This window comes from Allopusillimonas soli (genome assembly GCF_004153445.1).
Taxonomy (GTDB): Bacteria; Pseudomonadota; Gammaproteobacteria; order Burkholderiales; family Burkholderiaceae_B; genus Allopusillimonas; species Allopusillimonas soli.
In genome coordinates this window covers 503,016-526,897 of the sequence record NZ_SDQC01000001.1, presented here as the reverse complement: position 1 = coordinate 526,897, position 23,882 = coordinate 503,016, and the positions used below count along the sequence as shown (strand labels likewise).

19 protein-coding genes and 1 pseudogene are annotated in these 23,882 nt (G+C 62.2%); 13 read left to right on the top strand and 7 right to left on the bottom strand.

Translation table 11 applies throughout. The features are described from left to right. The first annotated feature begins 77 nt into the window (after window positions 1-77). From ERD78_RS02540 to ERD78_RS20145, 12 genes and pseudogenes are all read left to right on the top strand, one after another. Window positions 78-809 carry an SCO family protein gene (locus tag ERD78_RS02540; RefSeq protein ID WP_129967697.1) on the top strand — a complete coding sequence of 244 codons (732 nt, stop codon included), beginning with the start codon at window positions 78-80 and terminating at the stop codon, window positions 807-809. Beyond that, entirely contained in the window at window positions 806-1,426 is a 621-nt protein-coding gene (locus ERD78_RS02535; protein ID WP_245152301.1) for a hypothetical protein, read from the top strand. The genes ERD78_RS02540 and ERD78_RS02535 overlap by 4 nt, the downstream gene beginning before the upstream one ends. Window positions 1,427-1,484: 58 nt before the next feature. Further along, entirely contained in the window at window positions 1,485-2,258 is a 774-nt protein-coding gene (coq7, locus tag ERD78_RS02530; RefSeq protein WP_245152300.1) for a 2-polyprenyl-3-methyl-6-methoxy-1,4-benzoquinone monooxygenase, read from the top strand. 508 nt (window positions 2,259-2,766) lie between these two features. Continuing rightward, window positions 2,767-3,846 (top strand): MraY family glycosyltransferase, encoded by a 1,080-nt coding sequence (locus tag ERD78_RS02525; protein ID WP_129968298.1) that lies wholly within the window; start codon window positions 2,767-2,769, stop codon window positions 3,844-3,846. A gap of 70 nt (window positions 3,847-3,916) precedes the next feature. After that, a complete protein-coding gene (tviB, locus tag ERD78_RS02520) occupies window positions 3,917-5,191 on the top strand; it encodes a Vi polysaccharide biosynthesis UDP-N-acetylglucosamine C-6 dehydrogenase TviB (RefSeq protein WP_129967696.1) in 1,275 nt (424 codons plus the stop codon). Between the two features lie 46 nt (window positions 5,192-5,237). Beyond that, on the top strand, window positions 5,238-6,263 hold the full coding sequence (locus ERD78_RS02515; RefSeq protein ID WP_129967695.1) for an SDR family oxidoreductase: 1,026 nt from the start codon (window positions 5,238-5,240) through the stop codon (window positions 6,261-6,263). Between the two features lies 1 nt (window position 6,264). Further along, window positions 6,265-7,617, top strand: coding sequence for a murein biosynthesis integral membrane protein MurJ (murJ, locus tag ERD78_RS02510; RefSeq protein WP_129967694.1), 1,353 nt, complete (start codon window positions 6,265-6,267; stop codon window positions 7,615-7,617). A gap of 32 nt (window positions 7,618-7,649) precedes the next feature. After that, window positions 7,650-8,759 (top strand): glycosyltransferase family 4 protein, encoded by a 1,110-nt coding sequence (locus ERD78_RS02505; protein ID WP_129967693.1) that lies wholly within the window; start codon window positions 7,650-7,652, stop codon window positions 8,757-8,759. An 18-nt stretch (window positions 8,760-8,777) separates the two neighbouring features. Continuing rightward, a complete protein-coding gene (gene asnB, locus ERD78_RS02500) occupies window positions 8,778-10,679 on the top strand; it encodes an asparagine synthase (glutamine-hydrolyzing) (RefSeq protein ID WP_129967692.1) in 1,902 nt (633 codons plus the stop codon). A gap of 6 nt (window positions 10,680-10,685) precedes the next feature. Next, window positions 10,686-11,819, top strand: coding sequence for a glycosyltransferase family 4 protein (locus tag ERD78_RS02495; RefSeq protein ID WP_129967691.1), 1,134 nt, complete (start codon window positions 10,686-10,688; stop codon window positions 11,817-11,819). After that, a pseudogene (locus ERD78_RS20150) lies at window positions 11,734-12,861 on the top strand (glycosyltransferase); the annotation flags it as partial. The gene ERD78_RS02495 and the pseudogene ERD78_RS20150, both read left to right, overlap by 86 nt. 225 nt (window positions 12,862-13,086) lie before the next feature. Beyond that, entirely contained in the window at window positions 13,087-14,250 is a 1,164-nt protein-coding gene (locus ERD78_RS20145) for a glycosyltransferase family 4 protein (protein ID WP_306669767.1), read from the top strand. On the opposite strand, the gene ERD78_RS02485 is transcribed toward ERD78_RS20145, so the two are convergent. Then, window positions 14,247-15,650, bottom strand: coding sequence for a phosphomannomutase/phosphoglucomutase (locus tag ERD78_RS02485; protein ID WP_129967689.1), 1,404 nt, complete (start codon window positions 15,648-15,650; stop codon window positions 14,247-14,249). The genes ERD78_RS20145 and ERD78_RS02485 overlap by 4 nt on opposite strands. Before the next feature lie 128 nt (window positions 15,651-15,778). On the opposite strand from ERD78_RS02485, the gene ERD78_RS02480 reads away from it, so the two are divergent. After that, the gene (locus ERD78_RS02480; RefSeq protein WP_129967688.1) at window positions 15,779-17,191 is read left to right on the top strand and encodes an FAD-binding oxidoreductase; all 1,413 of its coding nucleotides are present in this window, start codon (window positions 15,779-15,781) and stop codon (window positions 17,189-17,191) included. 82 nt (window positions 17,192-17,273) lie between these two features. Here ERD78_RS02480 and fahA read toward each other — a convergent pair whose 3' ends face one another. The 6 genes from fahA to mutM form a co-directional block, all read right to left on the bottom strand. Further along, on the bottom strand, window positions 17,274-18,593 hold the full coding sequence (gene fahA, locus ERD78_RS02475) for a fumarylacetoacetase (protein ID WP_129967687.1): 1,320 nt from the start codon (window positions 18,591-18,593) through the stop codon (window positions 17,274-17,276). Between the two features lie 83 nt (window positions 18,594-18,676). After that, window positions 18,677-19,978: a homogentisate 1,2-dioxygenase gene (gene hmgA / locus ERD78_RS02470; RefSeq protein ID WP_129967686.1), complete on the bottom strand. Its 1,302-nt coding sequence runs from the start codon at window positions 19,976-19,978 to the stop codon at window positions 18,677-18,679. Continuing rightward, window positions 19,975-20,208, bottom strand: a complete 234-nt coding sequence (locus ERD78_RS02465; protein ID WP_129967685.1) for a DUF2783 domain-containing protein — start codon at window positions 20,206-20,208, stop codon at window positions 19,975-19,977. The genes hmgA and ERD78_RS02465 overlap by 4 nt, the downstream gene beginning before the upstream one ends. Next, complete coding sequence (locus tag ERD78_RS02460; RefSeq protein WP_129967684.1) at window positions 20,205-21,890, bottom strand: FAD-dependent oxidoreductase; 1,686 nt, start codon at window positions 21,888-21,890, stop codon at window positions 20,205-20,207. Before ERD78_RS02460 ends, ERD78_RS02465 begins: the two co-directional genes overlap by 4 nt. 21 nt (window positions 21,891-21,911) lie before the next feature. Then, window positions 21,912-22,865: an MBL fold metallo-hydrolase gene (locus ERD78_RS02455; RefSeq protein ID WP_129967683.1), complete on the bottom strand. Its 954-nt coding sequence runs from the start codon at window positions 22,863-22,865 to the stop codon at window positions 21,912-21,914. Between the two features lie 183 nt (window positions 22,866-23,048). After that, window positions 23,049-23,876, bottom strand: coding sequence for a bifunctional DNA-formamidopyrimidine glycosylase/DNA-(apurinic or apyrimidinic site) lyase (gene mutM, locus ERD78_RS02450; RefSeq protein WP_129967682.1), 828 nt, complete (start codon window positions 23,874-23,876; stop codon window positions 23,049-23,051). Window positions 23,877-23,882 lie beyond the last annotated feature (6 nt).

Below are 23,882 nucleotides of genomic sequence, written 5' to 3'. Positions count from 1 at the left end.
GTGGCGCGGCTGCGCCGCGAACGGGCGACCGCTCGAACTGCCGATCCGCGCAGCGGCGGCCGATGTGCTGGAGTTTCATGAAGACCTTGCTGTCTCTGTTGCTGGTTGCGATGCTTGGTGCGGGCGCGTTTCATGCGCAGACGCGCGGGCTGACGACATTCACGACGGAGACGGCACGCCGCGCCGACATCGCGCGCGAGCCGCGGGCCTTGCCGGATGCCGCGTTGACGCTGCCCTCGGGCGGGCAGACTGGCCTGCTGCGTGATCTGCGCGAAGATGGCCGCATCGCCATCGTCAACTTCATCTATACGCGGTGCATGTCGCTTTGCCTGGCCATGGGTTCCGAGATGCAGCAACTGCAAGACGCCCTGCGCCGCAACGGAGGGGCGGAGCATGTTCGTGTACTCAGCCTCAGCTTCGATCCCGCCGACACGCCGCCATACCTTGCGCGCTATGGCGAGGTCATGCACGCCGATCCTGATATCTGGCGCTTTGCCACACTTGGGAACAAGCGGGAGCGCGATGCCCTGCTGAAAGCGGCGGGGATCATCGTTGTGCCCGCACCCTACGGGCAATATGAACACAACGCCGCCTATCACGTTGTATCGCCCGATGGCCGCCTGTTGCGCATTTTTGATCTGAACGACATAGATCCCGTGCTGGACTATGTCATGCGTCGCGCTGAGCGCGGCAATGGCGCCGCCATTGCATTGCCGGATGCTGAAGATGGCGGGCGCGGCGTCCCCGGGCAAAGAGGGGCGTTGTCGACGCAGTCGCCGGCCACGGCGGGCGAAAGGAAACCGCGATGAAACTACTGGCGCGGTTTTCGGGCAAGGCAGCCGCCTGGCTTGGGCGGCCGGCGGCCTGGGGATGGGCCGGCGCGGCTGCGTTGCTGGCAGCTTTTGCATTGCGCGCGCCACTGACGGCAACCATGTTCCTGCACATGCTGGTGCATATCCCCCTGATTCTCCTGTCGGGCATTCTTGCGGGCAGGGCATGGTCCATGGCAGGCATTGCACCGCGCCTGCGCGCGCTGCTTGGATCCTTTGATCCATATGGACTTGCGGGGCTGCTGTTCTTCAGCCTGGTGGTCACCTACTGGATGATACCCAAGGCGCTCGACGAGGTGCTGCTCTTTCATGCGGCCGATCTGTCGAAATTCGCCAGCGTGTTTATCGCGGGACTGGTGCTGTATTTTTCTTTGCGCCGGGCCAATATCGTGGTGCAACTGTTTTTTCTGGGAAATATGTGCTGGATGATGGCGATTGTGGGCTTGTTGTACCGCGAGAATCCGACAAGATTGTGCAATTTCTATTTGATGAATGATCAGGAAATAGCCGGAACCGGGCTGGTTGCCGTGGCCATTGCGCTGCCCGTTATCTGGCTGTGGGCATGGCGCCGTCGTATCTGGCGCTTTCTGCGCTGAACATTGTGCGGGCTTTTGCGATAATGATGAGTAGGTATCATCTGACAGAGGAACGGCCATGACGCGTACTGCGATTCCCTCCACTCCCTCCATGTTCGAGCGTCGCCTCGGTACGGTTGACCGCATCCTGTCGGAAATAGGGCGCGCCGCGCAGGTACTTGCGGGCGTAGCACAGGCCAGCCGGCCCAATCCAGCGGGCAAGCAGGCACCCGTGGCTGCACAGACGCATGCAACGGCCGCCCCCATGGCATCGCCGGAGGACGCCGGGGCGGGAAGGGCGAGCGCGGAGGCGTCGGCGGCTGCGCAGGCCGATGCGCTCACACCCGAACAGGCGCGTCACGCGGCGGGCCTCATGCGGGTAAACCATGTGGGAGAGATCTGCGCGCAGGCGCTGTATCGCGGACAGGCGCTTTTTTGCGGCGATGCATCAATTCGCAATTTGCTGTATCAGGCTGCTTCCGAGGAAGTCGATCATCTTGCCTGGTGCCGCGAGCGCGTCGTGGAGCTGGGTGGCAGACCCAGTCTGCTCAACCCCCTCTGGTATGCCGGGTCGTTCACGCTGGGGGTGGTGGCAAGCCATGCCGGCGTGCCGCGCAACCTGGGTTTTATGGCTGAAACCGAAAGGCAGGTCGAGCAGCATCTGGAAGGGCATCTGCGCGAGCTGCCGCCCAACGATTACCGCTCACGGCGCATTGTTGCACAGATGCGCGAGGATGAAATCCATCATCGCGACACGGCGGAAGTCAACGGGGCGCATCGTCTCCCGGCCCCCGCACGGCTGGCCATGCGCGCCATGTCCCGCGTCATGACCACAACGGCGTACCGCATCTAGCGACCTTTGCCGGCGGCACGCCGGTTCGCAGGGTTAACGTACACCGGGTTAACACTTAATTACGGATTTGCGCTGCCAACCGTGGCATAGTATCCAAAACGCCACAAAGCAGTGCTGTTACAGTTTTTTTGATCTCAGACCTTGCATTGCACAAAAGAAGGCTATACAATTCAGTTATCGGATGTCGCAACGTGATTGCAGCGGGAAAACCCTCATCACAGTCTCGAGCCAAGGTAAACAATCCAGGCTTTTGAAGCGGCGACATGCCAAGGTTGTCTCCTCCACCCTCCTCCTTTGGTGGATTTAGCCCGAGATCTTACGATCTCGGGCTTTTTTTTCGCTTTTTCGTGGGAATCAGTTATTGTTACATTTATTACCCTCGATGTGCCCGATTTGTTCGAGTTGGAGCCGATAATATTGGCTTCCCTCCCCATTGCATAGGATTTGTGTGTTTTCACCTGAGTTCTGGGAATCCTTCACCTGGTTCTATATCTGTATTGTGGCCTTCATGGTGGGTGGGCTGATTGTTGCCTCCGAGCGCTGGCATGGCATGTTCACCGGCGATACAGATCTCTCCAAGCCCCAGGCCAATCACGCGCGGGCAACGCCGCGCGTGGGCGGGCTGGCTGTCGTGGCGGGTAGTCTGGCCGGCTTGCTGGTGCTTGGCCCCAGCAACATGACGCTGACCTGGCTGTGGCCCGTGCTGTTCATCGCCGCGATGCCCGTGTTCGTTGCCGGCCTTCTTGAGGACATCACCAAGGACATTGGTTCGGGCAAACGCCTGATTGCGGCGTTTGTGTCGGCTGCCATCGCCTGGTGGCTGTTGGGCGGGGTATCGCGGGTCGGCCTGCCGTGGGCGGACTGGCTGCTGTCGTTCTGGCCTGTTTCGCTCCTGTTCACCATGGTGGCTGTCGGCGGCTGTACGCATGCGCTGAATATCGTCGACGGCATGAACGGCCTCGCGGGCATGATTGCCACGCTAATGTCCGTCTCGCTCGCGTTGGTGGCGCTGCAGGTGCAGGACATCCCCATCATGCTGGTATCCGCGGCGCTGGCCTCGGCCACGCTGGGCTTTCTGGTGTGGAATTTTCCCTTCGGGCGCGTTTTCCTGGGAGACGGCGGAGCCTATTTCCTGGGCTTCATGCTTGCCGAGCTGGCCGTGCAGCTGGTGGTGCGCAACCCCAGCGTATCACCGTTCTATGCGCTTGCCGTGCTGTTCTATCCAGTCTTTGAAACAGGGTTCTCAATCTGGCGGCGCAGGTTCAAGCGCGGAACGCCTGTGGATCAGCCCGATGCCCTGCATCTGCATCAGCTGGTTTTCCGGCGGCTGGTGCGCGTGACCTTCAGTCGAGATCGGCGGCATGCGGTGCCGGCCCTGTGCAATGCCATGACCTCTCCCTATCTTTGGGTGCTGGCACTGATAGGCTTGGTGCCGGCCACGATTTGGTGGGACAACACATGGATATTATGTGCCAGCATTCTGGCGTTTTCCCTGGTGTACCTGTGGCTCTACTCCCGTCTGGTTTCCTGGCGCCGGCCGTCCTGGCTGTTGCTGCCATCGCTCGGCAGAGGCCATAGGCGGCGCTAGCATCGCGTTCGGCGCCACGCATTAAAATTCCTTATTCCTCTTATTTAGCGCAAAGCGCGGGAGATACAACTTGCAGATCGAAGACGTGAAACTCGCGATAGTCGGGCTTGGATATGTGGGCCTTCCTCTGGCAGTTGAATTCGGCAAGAAGCGGTCGGTGCTTGGTTTCGACATCAACACGCGCCGCATAGCGGAGCTCAAGGAGGGCAAGGATCACACGCTGGAAGTCAGCAGCGAGGAGCTCGCCGAGGCAAAGCAACTGGATTTCAGCAGCGAGCATGAGGCGCTGGCGCAAGCCAATGTTTTCATTGTTACGGTGCCCACACCCATCGACGAATACAAGCAGCCCGACCTGACGCCGCTGATTCGCGCCAGTGAAACGATAGGCAAGATACTCAAGCGCGGCGACATTGTCATATACGAGTCCACGGTCTATCCGGGCGCAACGGAAGAAGATTGCGTTCCGGTGCTCGAGCGGGTGTCGGGCTTGCGGTTCAACGAGGATTTCTACGCTGGCTACAGCCCCGAGCGTATCAACCCGGGCGACAAGGAACACAGGGTCTCGACCATCAAGAAGGTGACATCCGGTTCTACGCCCGAAGTCGCAGATCTGGTCAATGCGCTGTACAGTCAGATCATTGTCGCGGGCACGCACAAGGCTCCGTCCATCAGGGTTGCCGAAGCGGCCAAGGTTATCGAAAACACGCAGCGCGACGTCAATATCGCATTAATCAACGAGCTTGCCCTGATCTTCAACCGCATGGGCATCGATACTCAGGCGGTGCTGGAAGCAGCTGGCACGAAATGGAACTTCTTGCCTTTCCGTCCAGGGCTGGTAGGAGGCCACTGCATCGGCGTCGACCCCTACTATCTGACGCACAAGGCGCAGTCCATTGGCTATCACCCGGAAATCATCCTTGCAGGGCGCCGGCTCAACGACTCCATGGGCGGCTATGTAGTGTCGCAACTGGTCAAGGCCATGACCAAGCGGCGGATTCAGGTCCAGGGGTCCAAGGTGCTGGTAATGGGCTTGGCCTTTAAGGAAAATTGCCCCGATCTTCGGAACACCCGCGTGGTGGACATCGTGCGGGAACTGGGCGAATACAACATCGCCGTCGACGTCTTCGATCCCTGGGTCGATACCGAGGAGGCCCGGCACGAATACGGCATTACGCCTATATCCAAGCCGGAAGCGGGTACCTACGATGGCATTGTCCTGGCCGTCTCCCACAAACAATTTGTCGACATGGGTGTCAAGGCCATCCGCGCGCTGGGCAAGCCTGAGCATGTACTGTACGACCTGAAGTACGCATTGGCCGCGGATGAATCCGATCTGCGGCTTTGATGCCGGCGCATCGGCCGTTTCCGTTTCAAACCAAGGAAAGAGATTTATGAGTACGCGTTATCAGGAGGTTACCGCAAACCTGCAGCAGGACCCCAGAGTCTGGCTGGTGACGGGCTGTGCGGGTTTTATTGGCTCGAATCTGCTTGAGGCGCTGTTGCGGCTGGGCCAGCGCGTGGTTGGTCTGGACGATTTTTCCACCGGACATCAATACAACCTCGACGAGGTGGAAAAAACAGTTGGCCCCGCGCTCTGGTCATCGTTCACGTTCATCGAGGGCGATATCCGCGACATGGACGTCTGCCGCAAGGCCTTGCACGGGGTGGACCATGTTCTGCACCAGGCCGCGCTGGGCTCTGTGCCGCGCTCCCTCAAAGATCCGCTTACGACCAATAGCGTAAACGTCGACGGTTTTCTCAATGTGCTGGTGGCCGCCAAAGAGGCGGAGGCCAAGTCGTTTGTGTATGCGGCGTCCAGCTCCACCTATGGCGACCACGAGGCACTGCCCAAGGTCGAAGACCGCATCGGCAGGCCGCTGTCACCCTATGCCGTCACGAAGTTCGTTAACGAGTTGTATGCCGATGTCTTTGCGCGCGCCTATGGCTTCGGCAGTATTGGGCTGCGCTATTTCAATGTATTCGGAAAGCGCCAGGATCCAAATGGCGCCTATGCCGCCGTCATTCCCAAATGGATCGCCGCGATGATCCGCGGCGAGGATGTGGTCGTCAACGGCGACGGCGAGACCAGCCGCGATTTCTGCTTTATCGATAATGTCGTCCAGGCCAATATTCTGGCTGCGCTGGCTCAGCCTGAAGGCGTGAATCAGGTGTACAACGTTGCCTACAATGCGCGCACCAGCCTGAACGAGCTGTTCGAGCATCTGGCCAAGGCGCTGGCGGGCAACGGCATTGTCTATGACAAGCAGCCTATTCACGGTGATTTCCGCCCAGGCGACGTGCGGCATTCCCAGGCGGACATCACCAAGGCGCGCGAGCTGCTTGGCTACGAGCCCATGCACAATATTATTCAGGGCCTTGAGGTCTCCATGCCCTGGTATACGCAATTCCTACGTTGATTTGAAGTCTCTGAAGCAGCGGCTTGCCGGCCTGCACTCCGACCACAGACGCATTGCCCAAGGGGCGATGCGGGTCGCCTTCTTTCTGTTGCTGGGGAAGGCGGCGGGGGCCTTCAAGGAGATGGCGGTTGCCTACCGCTATGGCGTCAGCAACGCGGTCGACGCCTACCAGTTCACGATGGTCATGGCGAACTGGATTCCCATCACGATCGTGGGCGCGCTGTCGGTGGTGCTCATTCCCGTGCTGGTGCGGGCGCGGCGCGACACTCGCCCGGACATGGCTCGTTTTCTGGGAGAGCTGCAGGGCTGGACGATTGCCGTGGGCGTCGTGCTGGCGGCGGGCCTGTATGTGGCGTGGCCATGGGTGCTGGAGCTGGCCGGACAGGGCCTGAACGCGGAAGCGCGCCGCATGAGCGCGCAATTGATGTTGGCGTTTTCTCCCGCTGCATTATTTACACTCATGACGGGGGTCAGCGCCGCGCGGCTGCGCGCGCGCGAGCGCCATATCAACACTTTGCTCGACAGCGTCCCGGCCCTGGTCATCCTGATCTGGGTCATGCTGGCCGCAACTGTGGACAATGTGGGGCCGCTGCTCTGGGGCACGCTGGTCGGCTACTTTATCCAGTCGGTGTGGCTGCTGAAGCTGGCCGCGAGGGCGGATGGCATGTGGGGGCGGCCACGGCTGGGTTTTACATCGCGCCATTGGCCTGAGTTGGTCAAGGCTTCCGGCGTCATGCTGGTGGGCCAGATCGCAATGAGCTTCGTGGGGCCGATCGATCAGTACACGGCAGCCAATCTTGGCGCCAATGCCAACGCGACGCTGGGCTACGCGAGTAGGCTGCTCTCGCTTGTGCTGGGTGTGGGCGCGGCCTCGGTGGGGCGGGCGGCATTGCCGGTGCTGGCCGATATTCATGAAAGGGGCGATGCGCAGCGCGCGCGCGCGACGGCGCTGAAGTGGTCGGTGATGATGATGGCGGCCGGGGCCGCGGCCACCCTGATTGGCTGGTTGCTGGCGAGCTGGGGGGTTGCCTTTCTGTTCGAGCGCGGCCAGTTCACCGCGCAGGATACCGCAACCGTCGCGGGGGTGCTGCGCTGGGGCCTGCTGCAGCTGCCATTCTACTTTGGCGTGCTGGTATTGGTGCAGCTCTTGGCAAGCCAGAACCGCTATCGCATCATGGCGGCTATCGCAGTATGCAACTTTGCGGTGAAGGCGGCAATGAATTTTTTTCTGGCGCCGGTGATGGGACCGGAGGGCATCATGCTCGCAACCAGCCTGATGTACGCAACGTCATACACATGCTACGCAATCGTGGCCTGGCACGTGCCGCGTGATTCTTCCTTGAAGCAGGTATAGATTTGATTTCGACAGCAACACAACCCCATCTGATGATAGTCATCCATTCCCTGGGCGGAGGCGGCGCGGAGCGGGTGGCGGCGGACTTGAGCGCGTATTGGCGCGATTGTGGCTATCGTGTCACTGTCGTGACGCAGGAAGGACCCGAGAGCGATGCCTATCCCTTGGATGACGGCGTGTCGCGACATGTGCTGGGCACCGCCGGCGCCAGCCAGGGCCGGCTGGCAGGCCTGTTCGCCAACTTCCGTCGCGTGCGGCGGCTGCGCCGCATTATCCGGCGCGAACGTCCAACGATAGTGCTGGGCATGATGACAACGGCTTCCATCCTGGCCATCCTTGCCGCTCGCGGCAGCGGCTGCAAGGTGATTGCAACCGAGCACACGCATCCGCCATCCCAGGATCTGCCTGGCATATGGGAACGGCTGCGCCGCAAGACATATCCGCAGGCGGATGTGGTGGTTGCATTGACCTCGGGCACGGCGCAATGGCTGCGAGATCATGTCCCGGGCGCGAAACTGGCGGTCATCCCCAACGCGGTTCGGTGGCCGTTGGAGTGCGTGGAGCCTGTGGTCGAGCCTCCTGCGCGGCAAGGGCGCTTCCGTATGCTGGCAGTGGGCCGTCTGCATCCACACAAGGGCTTCGATGTATTGATCCGTGCGTTCAGCCTGATAGCGCATTATTTTCCCGACTGGGACCTGATCATCCTCGGGGAAGGCGACGACCGGGAGGTGCTGCAGACGCAGATCGATGAGGCCGGCCTGACGGACCGCATCAGTCTGCCCGGACGGGTGGGCAACGTGGCAGACTGGTATGTGCAATCTGATCTGTATGTACTCAGCTCCCGATTCGAAGGCCTGTCGAATACCTTGATCGAAGCCATGGCCAGCGGGCTGGCGCCTGTGGCTTTTGATTGCGACACCGGGCCGCGGGAGATCATCCGCGACGGCATTGACGGTGTGTTGGTGCGTCCGGTGAACGATCACGAGGCTCTGGCGGCGCATCTCTCGGATATGATGGCGCATCCGGCGCGTCGCGAGGCCTGTGCGCGCCGCGCGGTCGATGTGCGCGACCGTTTCTCCGTGGCGCGGGTAATGGCATTGTGGGGGCAGTTGTTCGAAGGGCAGGGTTCTGCTCGAATTTAGGCGGGAGATGGCGGCGCAATGTGTGGATTCTTGGGAATTTGGGGGACCATGCGGGACAAACGGCCCACGCTGGAGCAGGGTTGTCGCCGCATACGCCATCGCGGTCCCGACAGTGAAGGGTATTGGGAGGACGAGGCGGCCGGTCTCGGGCTGGGTCATGTGCGCCTGGCTGTGCAGGATGTGTCGGCGGCCGGCCACCAACCCATGGTATCCAATTGTGGCCGCTATGTGCTTGTGCTCAACGGTGAGATATACAACCATCTGGCGCTGCGCAGACAGTTGGAGCGCGAAGGATGCACCGCGGCTTGGCGAGGCCACTCGGATACCGAGACGATACTGGCGGCTTTCGCGGCCTGGGGCGTGACGGCCACGCTGCAGGCGCTCACGGGCATGTTTGCCATGGCACTCTGGGACAGGCAGGCACGCGTGCTCACCCTCATGCGGGACCGCTTGGGCGAGAAGCCGCTGTATTGGGGATACACCGGCGGCCGCCTGCTGTTTGCATCCGAACTCAAGGCCATGACGGGGCTGCCTGACTTCGACCGCGAGCTCGACCAGCGGGCGCTGGCGCTGCTGCTGCGCCACAATTACATCCCTGCGCCATACAGTATCTATCGCTGCATCGGCAAGCTCCCACCGGGCACGCTGCTGGTGATATCCGAAGTGGATTTTCACGCTGGGCAGCGACCTGCGGCGCAACCCTATTGGCGCGCTTCGGGCCCATTGACAGATATCGAGTCGATGCTGTCCTTCAGCAATGACACGCAGGCTGTGGATGCTCTGGAGTCGGTGTTGGGCCAGGCTGTGCAGGGTCAATTGATATCGGATGTGAGCCTGGGCGCTTTTCTGTCAGGCGGCATAGATTCCTCGGTTGTGGTGTCGCTGATGCAGCAGCACAATCCGAATCCGGTGCGCACATTCTCCATCGGTTTTGACGACCCTGCCTACAACGAGGCGGAGCACGCGAAGGCTGTCGCCCGCCACTTGGGCACGCAGCACACCGAACTGTATGTGGGTGCGAATGATGCGTTGGCCGTCGTGCCGCATCTGGCGGATATCTACGACGAGCCTTTTGCAGATGCCTCCCAGATCCCGACTTCCCTGGTCATGCGCCTGGCGCGCCAGCATGTCACCGTCGCCCTGTCGGGCGATGGCGGCGATGAATTGTTCGGTGGCTATTCGCGCTACTTCCGGGCGCTGTCGTGGTGGCGCAGGCGCGAAGGTATTCCAGGCATGATGCGCCCTTCGCTGGCGCTGGCGGCCCGCGCCGGCGCGTTGCTGACACCGGGCGGCGAGGTCCGGGACAAGCTGGGCAAGCTCTCCGATGTCTTGTCGGCCCGGCATGCGGGCGCATTCTACCGGCAGTTCGTGTCGTATTGGCGGGATCCGGCCAGCGCACTGCTGCGTGCGGACATGCCTGAGACATTGTTTGACGAGCCGGGTGGCAACGATCTCTTCACGCGGATGCTTATGCTGGATGCGGTCACGTATTTGCCGGATGACATTCTGGTCAAGGTAGATCGCGCGGCCATGGCTGTGAGCTTGGAAACCCGTGTGCCTATGCTGGATCATCACGTATTTGAATTCGCCCGCCGCCTGCCGCAGACATACAAAGTGCGCGATGGCAAGGGCAAGTGGCTCTTGCGTCAGCTGCTGTACCGCCATGTCCCGCAAGAGATGGTTGACCGGCCCAAGAAGGGGTTCTCGGTGCCGCTGGCGAACTGGCTGAGGGGGCCGCTGAAGGACTGGGGGGCTGCATTGCTGGACCCGGCAAGGTTGCAGCGCGAAGAGGTGTTCAGGCCCGACTGGATACAGCGCAAGTGGCAGGAACACCAGGCGGGCAAACGCGACTGGAGCACCCATCTCTGGAGTGTGTTGATGACGCAGGCGTGGCTCGAACGTCATGGGTTGGGAGGATAAGGCTGCATGAGAATACTGTTTTTTGTCAGTTCCATGCATGCGGGCGGCGCGGAACGCGTGGCTGCCACGCTCGCAAGCGCCTGGGCATCCCGCGGAGACACGATACGCTTGGTGCCCACCTATACCGGCAAGGGCACATGCTTCTATACCCTGCACCCTGGCGTGCAACTGGACTGGCTGGCCGACCGCATGGGCTGGCTTGGCCGCGTATGCCCGCCATTGGCAAAGTGGTTTGCCATGCGCAGATTGGTGCAGGAATTCCGGCCTGATGTCGTGCTGTCGTTTCTCACCAACGTCAATGTGATGGTGCTGCTGGCGACACACAAGCTGGGCGTGCCCGTCATTGTCAGCGAACGAACCAATGCCGCATACAGCACGAGCGCGGGGGCTGTGTTCAGTCGACTTCGGCGCTGGCTCTACCCGTGGGCCTCGCTGGTGGTACTGCAGTCGCGCCATGGCCTGGCATCCTTCAAGAAGCTTGAGCCAGGTGTGCACAATCTGGCGGTCATGCCTAATCCGTTGCCGCCCAGTATGCCGGAACCGCCCGAGCCCCGCGCGCAGTCGCCAGGCTCACGCCGCCAATTAATGGCCATGGGCAGGATGGTGCCCAGCAAGCGGTTCGCTTCTCTGATCGAAGCCTTTGCCTCGCTGTCCGGCGCCTTCCCTGATTGGGATCTCACCATCTGGGGGGAGGGGCCGTTGCGGCCCGAGCTGGAGCGACTCGTGCAGGCGCTCGGATTGTCGGGCAGGGTGCTCCTGCCTGGCCGCACCGAGGCGCCCTGGGAGGCCCTGGCCCAGGCCGATGCTTTCGCGCTGGTCTCCGAGGTGGAGGGGTTTCCCAATGTGCTGATCGAAGCCATGGCGCTTGGACGCGCCTGCGTGACCGTGGACTGCCCAAGTGGTCCACGGGAAATCACGCGCGACGGCCAGTTCGCCGAACTGGTCCCGCTGCACGATACGCAGGCGCTGGAAGATGCGCTGGCGCGTCTGATGCGCGATCCGCTGTTGCGCGAGGTCATGGGGCGGCGCGCAGCGGCGTGGGTCAGGCAGCATTATGGTATTGCGGAGATTTTGGCGCGCTGGGATGCGCTGTTTGAAGAAACGGGACGACGGCATTCGGAGCGGATACATGAACGGTGAACGCCGGCCTTTGCGGATCGCGCATATTATTTCGGGCTTGGATCAGGGCGGGGCCGAGACCGTGCTGTACCGGCTGATCAGCGCGCCCGGGCAGACAGACACGCATTGCGTCATCTCCATGAGTGACGAGGGCGTGTTCGGCCCGCGCCTGCGCGAGGCCGGTGTTGCCGTGCATGCACTGCACATGCGGGGCCCGGGCGGCGTGGCGCGCGGCCTTGTGCGCCTGTACCGCCTGTTGCGTGCGCTTGGCCCGGATATCGTACAGACCTGGATGTACCACGCCGACCTTGTGGGCGGTCTTGTTGCCCGGCTGGCAGGCATCAAGGCAGTGGCCTGGGGTATTCGCAACTCCGGCCTGGATCTGGAGAAGGCCAGCCGGTCCGCGCGCATCTGCCAGGCCGCCAGCGCGCCGCTGTCCCGATTCGTGCCGGGCGTAATCATCGCCTGCGCGCAGCAGGCGCGGACGCTGCACCGTCAGGCGGGCTACAGCGATGATCGCATGCTGGTCATACCGAATGGCTATGATTTGTCGCGCTGGCACCCTGATGCGCAGGTGCGCGAGGCTGTGCGCGTGCAGTGGGGCGTGGGCGCGTCGACGCCGGTGCTTGGCAGCGTGGCGCGATTCAATCCCCTGAAAGACCATGCAAACCTCATCGAGGCGCTGTCGCTGTGCGCCCGGGCAGTGCCCGATGTGCGCTGTGTGCTGATAGGCGAGGGCATGGATGGCGCCAATCTGCCTTTGATGCAGATGCTGGACACGCATGGTGTGCGTGATCGGGTCATCCTGCTGGGCCGCAGCGATGAGGTGCCGGCATTGATGAACGGGCTGGATGTTCATGTGCTGTCCAGTCGGGCCGAAGGCTTTCCCAATGTGGTGGCCGAGGCGATGGCAACCGGCGTACTGTGCGCGGTTACGGATGTGGGCGATGCCGCGGCCATGGTGGGCGATGCTGGCTGGGTGGCGGCGCCGCGCAATGCGCAGGCGCTGGCTGGCGCCATGGAGGCGGCGATCAGGGCGCTGGGCACACCCCAGCAGACCGAGCGCCAGGCTCGCGGCAGGGCGCGGGTGGAAGACATGTACAGCTTGCAGGCCATGGTGGATGCCTACCACATGGTATGGGCGCGACTGGCGCGGGATTATCCGGCGCGGACAAGGCCTGAAGCTCAGGCGCATGCCTTATGGTCTGTCGGAAACATGGCGGCATTTGGCGCAGATGAGGCGAAGGCAATGCCGGACGCCGACGGCTTGCAGGGCACGGAACGAGGCATGCCAGGACCTCTCCAGACGGGCGATTCCGCGGCGCGGCGCCTGCTGATGGTTGTGAACAACCCTGCATTTTTTCTCTCCCACAGGCTGCCAATCGCTCTGGGCGCGAAGGCGGCGGGATATGAAGTGCATATTGCCACCATGGATGGCCCATCGGTGCCGCAGATCGTACGGCATGGCTTGACGCATCACGCCATCCCCATGTCGCGCAGCGGGAAAAACCCGGCGCAGGAACTGGCTACGATCCATGCGCTGTGGCGTCTGTGCCGAACTGTGCGGCCCGGCGTCGTGCACGCGGTGACGATCAAGCCTGTGCTGTATGGAGGCATTGCCGCGAGGCTGGCCGGCGTACCCGCCTACGTTGCAGCCATTTCCGGGCTGGGGTTCATCTTCACGCGCAAGAAAAAAGGGCTAGATATCCTGCGTCTTGCCGCGACAGGTTTGTACCGGTTGGCGCTGGGTCATCCGAACAGCCGCGTCATATTCCAGAACGCCAATGATCGTGATGTGCTGATGCGGGCCGGCGTTGTAAAGGCGGGGCAGGCGGTAATGATACGCGGCTCGGGCGTGGATCTGGATCGATACCGTTTTCTACCCGAGCCGCCTGGGCCGCCTGTGGCGGTGATGGCCGCAAGATTGCTGTTCGACAAGGGGGTGAGGGAATTCGTGGATGCCGCCCGCGCCGCTGCAGGGCATGGCACGGGTTTGCGCTGGGTGCTGGCCGGCTCGCCTGATCCCGGCAATCCGGCCAGCGTCACCGAAGCGCAGTTGGATGGCTGGCGCAAGGAAGGCGTGATTGAATATCTGGGCGAGTGTGCTGACGTGGCTGCATTGTATGCACGCTCGCACATCGTTGTACTGCCTTCATATCGCGAAGGGTTGCCCAAGTCGCTGGTTGAGGCGGCCGCCTGCGGCAGGGCGGTGGTAACGACCGACGTGCCGGGCTGCCGCGACGCAATCGAGCCCGGCGTAACGGGCTTGCTGGTGCCCGCGCAGGATGCGCGGGCGCTGTCGGAAGCCGTGCTGGAACTGGCGGAGGATGGCGCAAAGCGGTCCGCAATGGGGAAGGCTGGACGCGCGCTTGCCGAGCGGGCTTTCGATATCGAGGCGATTGCCCAGGCGCACCTGGGCATCTATGACACGCTGCTGCGCTCCCGCTCCTAGAATGGCATTTTAAGCGTCGGATCAAGCGCCTCGAAGGCCGCGCGAAACTCGCCTTTGATGTTTTCCAGATCCTCGGCTGTCTCGGCTTCGAAGCGCAGGACGATGACAGGCGTGGTGTTGGAGGCGCGGGCAAGCCCAAAGCCGCTGCGGTATTCGGCGCGCACGCCGTCTATGGTGCTGAGACTGGTTGCGTGGGGAAACTGGCCTTCCTTCTGCAGGCGCGCGATGAGCGCATGCGGCTGCCCCTCCTGCATCTGCAGCTTGATTTCCGGTGTCGAGACGTCCTCGGGCAGGTCTTCAAGCACGCTGGACGGATGGTCGTGCCGGGAGAGAATCTCCAGAAGGCGGGCGCCGGCATAGAGGCCGTCGTCGAAACCATACCAGCGTTCCTTGAAAAAGATGTGGCCGCTCATCTCGCCAGCAAGCGGAGCGCCCGTTTTGGCCAGCTTGGCCTTTATGAGGGAATGGCCGGTCTGCCACATCATGGGCTTGCCGCCCGCATGCTTGATTTCGCGCGCCACGTGACGGCTGCATTTGACGTCGAAGATGATGGTGGAACCCGGAACCCGCTCCAGTATGTCGCGTGCGAACAGGATGAGCTGGCGATCCGGCCAAATGATCTCGCCCGAGCGTGTGACGACGCCAAGACGATCCGCGTCGCCGTCGAAGGCTAGGCCCAGCTCGCAGTCGGTGTCGCGCACATGGCGGATGAGATCTTGCAGATTATGCGGATCGGCCGGATCGGGGTGGTGGTTCGGAAAGCGGCCGTCCACCTCGCAATAGAGCTCGTCCACAGTGCAGCCCAGTGCCCGGTAAAGCTGCGCAGCAAGCTTGCCGCCCACGCCGTTGCCGCAATCGATGGCGATTTTCATGGGCCGCGTCAGGCGGACGGTGTCGCGGATTTGGGCAATGTAGTCTGGCGCCAGGTCCAGGGCGCGCCGGGTGCCGGGCTTGATTTCCGATGTGGATCCGGGGGCGGCCATGATGCGGCCGAGGGCCTGTATTTCATCGCCATACAGGGCCTTGCCGTCGAGCATGATCTTGAAGCCGTTGTAGTCGGACGGATTATGGCTGCCCGTGATCGCCACGCCCGAGCCGGTTTTCTCGTGGAAGGTGCCGTAGTACACAAGCGGTGTGTGGACCATGCCGATGTCGATCGTGTCCAAGCCGCCTTGGTTCAAACCCTCCTGCAGCGCCGCCGCCAGTTCGGGGCTGCTCAGTCGCCCGTCGTAGCCCACCACCATGGCCGTTACGTCGCGCTCGCGGGCCTGCTGCGCCAGCGCCAGGCCGAGACGGCGCGCGAAGTCCGCATTCAGTTGGTCAGGCACGATACCCCGGATGTCGTAGGCCTTGAATACAGCAGAGGGTGGAGGTGTAGTTGTCACGGCATATCCTTGCATCTTCAATCAATAGTAGGGAATTATCCCGGATTCAGTGAAATTTTGCCGGGCGAAGACCGCGAAGGTGTATGGATCTGCAACTGTCTTAAAATGGCCAGGCTGATAAAACTTTGCAATGAGGCGGGATAATGAGTCGAGTCGACGAGCTGAAACAGATGCTGGGGCCGGACAACGTATTGACGGGTGCGGATGTCGAGTCCTATGTAAACGATTGGCGTGGCCGATACGCCGGTCGTGCGCTGGCTATGCTGCGTCCCGGCTCGACGCAGGAGGTGGCCGAGATTGTGCGCTGGTGCGTCGCGCACAAGGTGCCCATGGTGCCTCAGGGTGGAAATACGGGCCTCTGTGGCGCCGCCACGCCTGATGGCAGCGGCGACGCCGTTGTCATTTCGCTTGTTCGCATGAACAAGGTGCGAAGTGTCGATACGGACAATGACACGATGGTGGTGGATGCGGGCTGCATCCTGCAGTCTGTGCAGCAGGCCGCCCGGGAGCATGACCGCTTGTTTCCGCTGAGCCTGGCGGCCGAGGGCAGTTGCACCCTGGGGGGCAATATGGCCACCAATGCGGGCGGCACGGCTGTGCTGCGCTACGGCAACACGCGCGAGCTCGTGCTGGGACTGGAGGTCGTGACGGCTGACGGCGATATCTGGCACGGCCTGCGCGGTCTGCGCAAGGACAATACCGGCTATGACCTGCGCGACCTGTATATCGGCAGTGAAGGGACGCTGGGCATAATCACGGCTGCCACGATCAAGCTCTTTCCCCTGCCGGTCGCGCAGTGCACAGCGTTGCTTGCGCTCGATTCCGTGGATGATGCCGTTTCAGTACTGTCGCATGCACGCAAGGGCTTCGGCGCGGCGCTTACCGGCTTCGAGCTTATTGCGGGAAATTGCCTGCAGGGTGTGGTGAAGTGTTATCCGCAGCAGCGCATTCCATTCGAGGGTGAGTCGGCCGGCAAGCCCTGGTATGCGCTGCTCGAGCTGTCGGACAGCGAGAGCGCCGAGCATGCCCGCGCGCGCTTCGAGGAGGTCGTGGGCCAAGCCATCGAAGACGGGTTGATCCAGGATGCGGTCATTGCGGAAAACATGGCGCAAAGCAAGGCGCTGTGGCATTTGCGTGAAAGTATACCGTTGGCCGAGAAGGCTTTCGGCAAGAGCATCAAGCACGATGTGTCGATACCGGTGTCCCGCATGGCCGATTTCGTCAAGACCACCAACGCGGCCCTGCAGGCGAAGTTTCCAGGCATCGAGCACGTGACATTCGGTCATCTGGGCGACGGCAATCTGCACTACAACGTGGCGCGCGGACAAGCCTATACGGAGCAGGAGCTGCTTGAGCGCCAGGATGCCGTATACGAGCTGGTGCATGAAAGCGTGCATCAGTTTGGCGGCTCTATCAGTGCAGAGCACGGCGTTGGGCAGCTCAAGCGGGATGTGTTGCCGCGCTATAAGGATCCGGTCGAGATCGCGCTCATGCGCCGCATCAAGTCCGCGCTTGATCCGCATGGTTTGATGAATCCTGGCAAGGTGCTGGCCTGATGCACGGCGGCATCCAGGCCGCCAGAAATCCGAACAAGCATACGCGCCGCAAAGGCGAGGGGATAGCCCCCTCCCGCAACGGTCAGACGAGGGCGGGCAGTACCCGGCCGCGGCTCTCTCCCAGGCTCAGCGTGGGATAGCCTGGCTTGCTGCAATGCGCGCGCAGTATGACCTCGTCCTGGTCCTCCAGGAATGTGCGTTCTTCGCCCCAGGGCAGCGCAAAAGGCTTTTTCCCGCCCTGGCTTGATTCCAGCAGCGAGCCTTCCTGGCCTGCGCCGGGGCCCGACAAGGTACCTGTGCCCAGCAGATCACCTGCAGCCAGATTGCAGCCATTCACGGTGTGATGCGCAATCAGTTGGGCCACGCTCCAGTAGGCGGCGTTGCCGAAGTTGCTGCTGGAGATCAAAGCGGGAGCGACATCACGCGCGCGAGATTGTTCTGTGCTCAACAGCACTTCGAGTTGAATATCGAAGGCGCCATGGCCGGCGTCGGGCATGCGCAGATAGGGCAGCGGCTGCGGATCGCTCTCGGCGCGTTCGAAGGCGGTGCGGAATGGCGCCAAGGCCTCCAGTGTGACTATCCAGGGTGAAATGGTACTGGCGAAATTCTTTGCGAGGAAAGGGCCTAGGGGCTGGTATTCCCAGGCTTGCAGGTCGCGTGCGGACCAATCATTCAGAATGCACAGACCGAATACATGGGACTCGGCATCGGCGATATCCACGCGCGTTCCCTGAGGGTTGCCCTGACCCACGAATATGCCCAGCTCAAGCTCGTAGTCCAGCCGGCGGCAGGGGCCGAAGCCCGGTTCGGCGCCGTCGCCGGCGGGGCGCGTCTGTCCCACTGGGCGCGGAAAGGCCTGGTTCACGCCTATGCTCGAGGCGCGTCCATGGTAGCCGATGGGAACCCATTTGTAGTTGGGCAGCAGGGGATTGTCTGGCCGGAACTGCTTGCCCACCGAAGTTGCGTGATGCAGGGAGATATAGAAATCCGTGTAGTCGCCTATGTGCGCGGGCACGCCCAACTCGGCCTCGGCCATGGGAACGAGCAGCGGCTCGAGCAGGGGCTGCATGGCGGTTTCACCGGTGCGCAGGGCGCGTGAAAGAGCCAGGCGCAGGGCTGACCAGTGCTTCTGGCCCAGGGCCATCAAGCCATTGAGTGTGTCGGTCCGGCAGGCGCGCAAGGCTTCGCCCGCCGGCCCTTCCCAGGGCTGCGCATCGGACAGTGCGGCCAGGTCGAGTACCTGGTCGCCAATGGCTACACATGGCCGGTACGGCTCGCTGCTGCCCGCGTGCCGGAAAACACTGAAAGGCAGGTTCTGCACCGGAAAGCCGTTATCGGCGATGTTGGCGGATTCGACCCAGCTTTTCAGCGCTGGGTCATGGGTTTCGTTCAGGTATGGCATCGGGGAATCCTGTGGTCGAAGTCTGTGGTGATAGAGGCATGCTCGGGGACGCAGCCCTCGGGCTTGCCCCTGCCCGGCGTTGCTCAGGGCTTGGCGGGATCGAAATGCTTTCGTATTCCCGACCATACCGTATCGTAGCCCTGCTGCAAGGTGGCCGAGGCCAGCGCCGCGCGCGTGGGACGGATAATCCGCCGGGTTTCGAACATGAAGGCCATGGTGTCACGAATATAGTGCGGCTGGCTGGTATCGGCCTGTATCGCCTTCTCGAATGTTTCGGCATCGGGTCCATGCGGACTCATGCAGTTGTGCAGGCTGGCGCCGCCAGGCACGAATCCTTCGGCTTTCGCATCATAGACACCCTGGATCAGGCCCATGAATTCACTGGCGAAATTGCGATGGAACCAGGGTGGGCGGAAGGTGTCTTCCGCCACCAGAATGCGGGGCGGGAAGATGGCAAAGTCGACGTTGGCGGCGCCCGGCGTGTCCGAGGGCGACGTGAGCACCGTGAACAGGCAGGGGTCGGGGTGGTCGTAGCTGATTGAGCCGATCACGTTGAAGCGGCGCAAATCATACTTGTAGGGGGCATTGGTGCCGTGCCACGCCACCACATCCAGCGGCGAATGGTTCAGCGTTGTGCGCCAGAGGCCGCCCGAGAACTTGGCGATGAGCTCGAAGCTCTCCTCGATATCCTCGTACCAGGCTACCGGCGTCAGAAAATCGCGTGTATTGGCCAGCCCGTTGGAGCCAATGGGGCCCAGCTCCGGTGGACGCAGCGGAGCGCCGTAGTTTTCCAGCACGTAGCCGCGCGCGGTTTCATCCAGCAGCCTGACGCGAAAGCGCACGCCGCGCGGTATCACCGCGATTTCGCACGGCTCAAGGTCGATGAGCCCAAGCTCGGTTGCAATGCGCAGGCGCCCTTGTTCAGGCACGATCAGCAGCTCGCCGTCGGCGTTGTAGAACACGCGGCGCTTCATGGAGCGGTTGGCTGTATACAGATGGATGCCCACCCCTGTTTGGTCGTTGCTGTGGCCGTTGCCCGCCCAGGTTTGCATGCCATCGACGAAATCGGCGGGCGCTTCGGGCAAGTCCGGGGCGTTCCAGCGAAGGCGGTTGGGCGATATGGGTTCCGTACCGAAATCGCCGGACCAGCCCGCGGCGCCCTCATAGGGTTCGAAGGCATCCTGGAGCGCGGTGGGGCGGATGCGATACAGCCAGCTGCGGCGGTTCTCCGCGCGTGGCATGGTGAATGCCGTGCCCGAAAGCTGTTCGGCATAAAGGCCGTAAGGGCAGTTTTGAGGCGAGTTGCGGCCTGTCGGCAATGCGCCTGGCAATGCTTCGGTGCTGAAGTGATTGCCGAAACCGGTCTGGTAGTCGAGAGAGGTCATGGCTTGGCGTCCTGTTTGGAGGTTGAACCGTCGTTCTGGACAGCAGCGCGGGCGTGGCTGAGCGCCTGGGAGATGATGTCCGGATCGCCGATGTGATTCGACAGCAGCAAGACGAGCGCGGCGTTCATGGCATGGCTTTGGTCTGTGCTGAGGTCGCGATGTGCCTCGATCAGCTGTTCGTAGAAATCGTCGGGATTGGCAAAGGCGGATTGGGTGTTCAGCTGGCTCATGATGCGGCCTCCTGGCTGCCCGCGCCGGTCGCCCGTTTCAGGGCGGCGCGGATGCGTCCGACGTTCAGCGTGCGCCATCGCGCGGCAATATGCTGGTCGGGGCGAATGAGGTAACAGGCGCCGTCGCCCGCGTCATACCGGCGCGCCAACGTCATCTGGCGGTCCACCACGCAATGCAGCCCCGCGGGCGCACGAGGCGCCAGGGCGGGAGAAAGCGCCAGCACGACTTTCATGCCGGGCGTTTCATCCTGCAGGGCAGCCAGTGCCCGCAGCGTGTCGGGCTCCGGTATGCGGGTATTGCAGAACAGGGCAAGCGCAAAGCGGCTTTCCAGCTGCCCGAGCCACCAGCCCAATACGCCGTCCACCGTGACCGGACCATCTGGGGCCACTGCGCCTACAGGCAACTGCGGTGAAAAATCGTCGCTGTCCGGCGTATTCAGGGGTGACGTGGTATAGGCAGCTGGCGTGGACAGGCGGCCGCTGTTGACAAGCTTGCGCGCGAACTCGTGATGCTTGGCGAGCTTCAGCACGGTGTTGCGAAAAAGCAGGCTGATCTCGCTTTTGGGTGTGATGAAATCCGTGGAATGTGTGGAGTGTGCGATATTCTCGTCGGCCGCCGGCTCGCGTTCCGCGGCGTAGCTGTCGATGAGTGATTCAGGGGCTTTACCCTGCACCACCAGCGCGAGCTTCCATGCCAGGTTGTCGGCATCCTGCACGCCGCTGTTGGCGCCGCGGGCGCCAAAGGGTGATACGCGATGTGCCGAGTCCCCCACGAACAGAATGCGGCCATGCTGGAAGTGGTCCATCCGTTCGCAGGCAAAGGTGTAGATGCTGACCCATTCGAGCTCGAAATCCACATTGTCGCCGAGCAGGGCGCGTATGCGCGGCAAGACGTTCTCAGGCTTGACCTCTTCGACGGGATCGGCATCCCAGCCCAATTGGAAATCGATGCGCCAGATATTGTCGGGCTGGCTGTGCAGAAGCACGGATTGTCCGGGATGGAAGGGTGGATCGAACCAGAACCATCTTTCTGTTGGGAAGTCGGCCTGCATGCGGACGTCGGCAATCAGGAAGCGATCGCGAAAGATACGGCCATGGCTTTCCTGGCCCAGCATCTTGCGCAGCGGAGACCGGGCGCCATCGCAGGCAAGCAGCCAGTCCGTGGTGAGCGTATAGGGGCCATCCGGTGTGTCCACGGTCACTTCGGAGTGGGTTTTGTGTCGCGCCAGGGCGACGGCCTTGTTTTTCCATCGCAAAGTGACGTTGGGGTGCGCCGCCACATGCTCGTGCAGATACCCTTCGCAATAGTATTGCTGCAGGTTGATGAAGGCCGGACGCCTGTGCCCTTGTTCAGGCAGGAGATCGAAGCGCCAGACCTCGTCGTCCTTGAAGAAGACGCGTCCCACATTCCACGACACGCCGGTGTTCACCATGCGCTCGCCCACTTCCAGGCGATCCCAGATATCCAGCGTGCGCTTGGCGAAGCAAATGGCGCGTGAGCCGGTAGACAGCCGGTAGTCGTCGTCGATGACAAGGACGCGCAGCCCGTGGCGGGCCAGATCCAGCGCAAGCGTCAGGCCGACCGGGCCCGCACCCACGATCGTGACGGCATGGTGTTCAACGCCTGTTGTGTCGATAGGCGCGTATGTGAACGCCAGGCTCTGATAATCGATGTCTCCCACAGCCTGCTCCTTGACCTTGTATCAGCCTTCGAGTTGCTGCCACATCTCCATGTCGCGCTCCGCGGTCCAGATGCGCGGGTGTTCGTGGCCTGTGGCTTCGTCATAAGCGCGCGACACATCGAATGGCATACAGTGATCGAAGATCACCCAATGCGCATAGCGCGGTTTCATGAAATCGTAGGTTTCGCGATAAATGGTCTTCAGATCCTTGCCTTGCGCCACGCCGTTGTTGACGCTGCCATACAGATCGGTGAGAAAGCTGCGAGTGCCGGCCAGTGCCTTGCGAACTTCATCGGCTGATTTCAGCGCGGGGCCGCGGCCCGGCACCAGCTTTTCGGGGTTGAAGGCGGCCAGGCGATCCAGCGTCTGGGGCCAATCGCGGAAATAGCAGTCGCCGGCGTAGGGCGTGGATTCGTATTCGACCAGATCGCCGGCAAACATAATGCGCTGCTCGGGCAGCCAGGCAATGGTGTCGCCCTTGGTGTGGCCGCGGCCCACTTGCATGATGTGCACTTCCAGGTTGCCCAGGTCTATGGTCATGTGCCCTTCGAAGGTGATGGTGGGCCAGGTGAGGCCCTCGGGCACAGATTCGACGTTTTGGAACAGGCGCGGGAACCGCCCGATTTCACTGTCCTTGTCCTGTTGGCCGCGCTCCACGATGAGGTCGTAGGTGTCGCGGCTGGCAATGATCTGCTGGGCATGATAGGCCGAGGCGCCGAACACGCGCACCGCATGATAATGCGACAGCAGCAGATATTTGATGGGCTTGTCGGTGACCTCGGCAACACGGTGGATGACATCCTGGGCCATCACGGGTGTGGCCTGTGTGTCCACCACCAGCACGGCATCGTCGCCGATGAACACGCCGGTATTGGGATCGCCCTCGGCGGTGTAGGCATAGGCATTGTCTGACAGTTTCTCGAAGGAAACGACCTTCTCTTCGAGGTCGGCATGCGAAGCGAATTGTTTGCTCATGATGTCTCCTGGTTGATGTGGCAACTATAGTAGATAGTTCGTATATATGCAATGAGTTTGTTATTTGTGAATTCGTGTCGACGGATGGCTACCTCACGGCAAGAAAATGTGGCGGCCATGCCGCTGGCGCCAGGCGACGTTCCGTCTGCGCGACAAGGGCAGTGTGCTGTCCAGCAGCTGTTTTCAGCGGCGCTGGCACCTTGGGCAATAATAAGTGGCTCTCTGGCCCTGGACAATGCGCCGGATGGGCGTTCCACACGCGGGACAGGGGCTTCCGGCTTTTTCATAAACCGCGGCGTGCAGCGCGAAATAGGCACCGGGCTGGCCGCTGGCATCCACGTAGTCGCGCAGGGTACTGCCGCCGGACTCAAGCGCCTGGGTTAGCGTTTCCCGCAAGGCCGCCACGAGCGCGGCGCAGCGGGGGCGGGACAGGCTGCCGGCGCTGGCCCGCGGGCTGATCCCCGCCTTGAAAAGCGCTTCGGAGGCATAAATATTCCCGGCACCCACCACGATATTGCCGCCCAGCAGAACCTGCTTGATGGCTTGCCGCCGGCCGCGCAGGGCGGCGTGGAGATAGTCGGGCGTGAAGCCGGGGTCGAAGGGCTCCAGCCCCAGCCGTGCCAGCAAGGGGTGGTCCTGAATGGGGCCATCGGCGGCATCGTGCCACAGTATGGCGCCGAACCGGCGCGGGTCATGCAGGAGAAAGCGCGCATGGGCGAATACCCACTCGGCGTGATCGTGGCGCAGGCGGGGCGCATCGCTGGCTACGCGACGCAGGGAGCCCGACATGCCCAGGTGGACGATCTGCGTACCCGCGGCGAATTCGATAAGCAGGTATTTGCCCCGCCGGCCGCAGGACAATACCCGCTGGCCGGCCATTTTCGCGGCCATATCGGGAGGGACGGGCCATCGCATGCGCGGCTCGTGCACAATGAAGGCTTCCAGGACTTGGCCGGGCATAATCGTCGCTATTCCGCGACGCGTGGTTTCCACTTCTGGCAATTCGGGCATGAGGGG

Excerpts from the sequence above, each read along its gene's own strand:
- ERD78_RS02540 (WP_129967697.1), top strand. The coding sequence starts at position 78 with ATGAAGACCTTGCTGTCTCTGTTGCTGGTTGCGATGCTTGGTGCGGGC.
- ERD78_RS02535 (WP_245152301.1), top strand. The coding sequence starts at position 806 with ATGAAACTACTGGCGCGGTTTTCGGGCAAGGCAGCCGCCTGGCTTGGG.
- coq7 (WP_245152300.1), top strand. The coding sequence starts at position 1,485 with ATGACGCGTACTGCGATTCCCTCCACTCCCTCCATGTTCGAGCGTCGC.
- ERD78_RS02525 (WP_129968298.1), top strand. The coding sequence starts at position 2,767 with ATGGTGGGTGGGCTGATTGTTGCCTCCGAGCGCTGGCATGGCATGTTC.
- ERD78_RS02515 (WP_129967695.1), top strand. The coding sequence starts at position 5,238 with ATGAGTACGCGTTATCAGGAGGTTACCGCAAACCTGCAGCAGGACCCC.
- ERD78_RS02505 (WP_129967693.1), top strand. The coding sequence starts at position 7,650 with ATGATAGTCATCCATTCCCTGGGCGGAGGCGGCGCGGAGCGGGTGGCG.
- asnB (WP_129967692.1), top strand. The coding sequence starts at position 8,778 with ATGTGTGGATTCTTGGGAATTTGGGGGACCATGCGGGACAAACGGCCC.
- ERD78_RS02495 (WP_129967691.1), top strand. The coding sequence starts at position 10,686 with ATGAGAATACTGTTTTTTGTCAGTTCCATGCATGCGGGCGGCGCGGAA.
- ERD78_RS20145 (WP_306669767.1), top strand. The coding sequence starts at position 13,087 with ATGCCAGGACCTCTCCAGACGGGCGATTCCGCGGCGCGGCGCCTGCTG.
- ERD78_RS02485 (WP_129967689.1), bottom strand. The coding sequence starts at position 15,650 with ATGCAAGGATATGCCGTGACAACTACACCTCCACCCTCTGCTGTATTC.
- ERD78_RS02480 (WP_129967688.1), top strand. The coding sequence starts at position 15,779 with ATGAGTCGAGTCGACGAGCTGAAACAGATGCTGGGGCCGGACAACGTA.
- fahA (WP_129967687.1), bottom strand. The coding sequence starts at position 18,593 with ATGCCATACCTGAACGAAACCCATGACCCAGCGCTGAAAAGCTGGGTC.
- hmgA (WP_129967686.1), bottom strand. The coding sequence starts at position 19,978 with ATGACCTCTCTCGACTACCAGACCGGTTTCGGCAATCACTTCAGCACC.
- ERD78_RS02465 (WP_129967685.1), bottom strand. The coding sequence starts at position 20,208 with ATGAGCCAGCTGAACACCCAATCCGCCTTTGCCAATCCCGACGATTTC.
- ERD78_RS02455 (WP_129967683.1), bottom strand. The coding sequence starts at position 22,865 with ATGAGCAAACAATTCGCTTCGCATGCCGACCTCGAAGAGAAGGTCGTT.
- mutM (WP_129967682.1), bottom strand. The coding sequence starts at position 23,876 with ATGCCCGAATTGCCAGAAGTGGAAACCACGCGTCGCGGAATAGCGACG.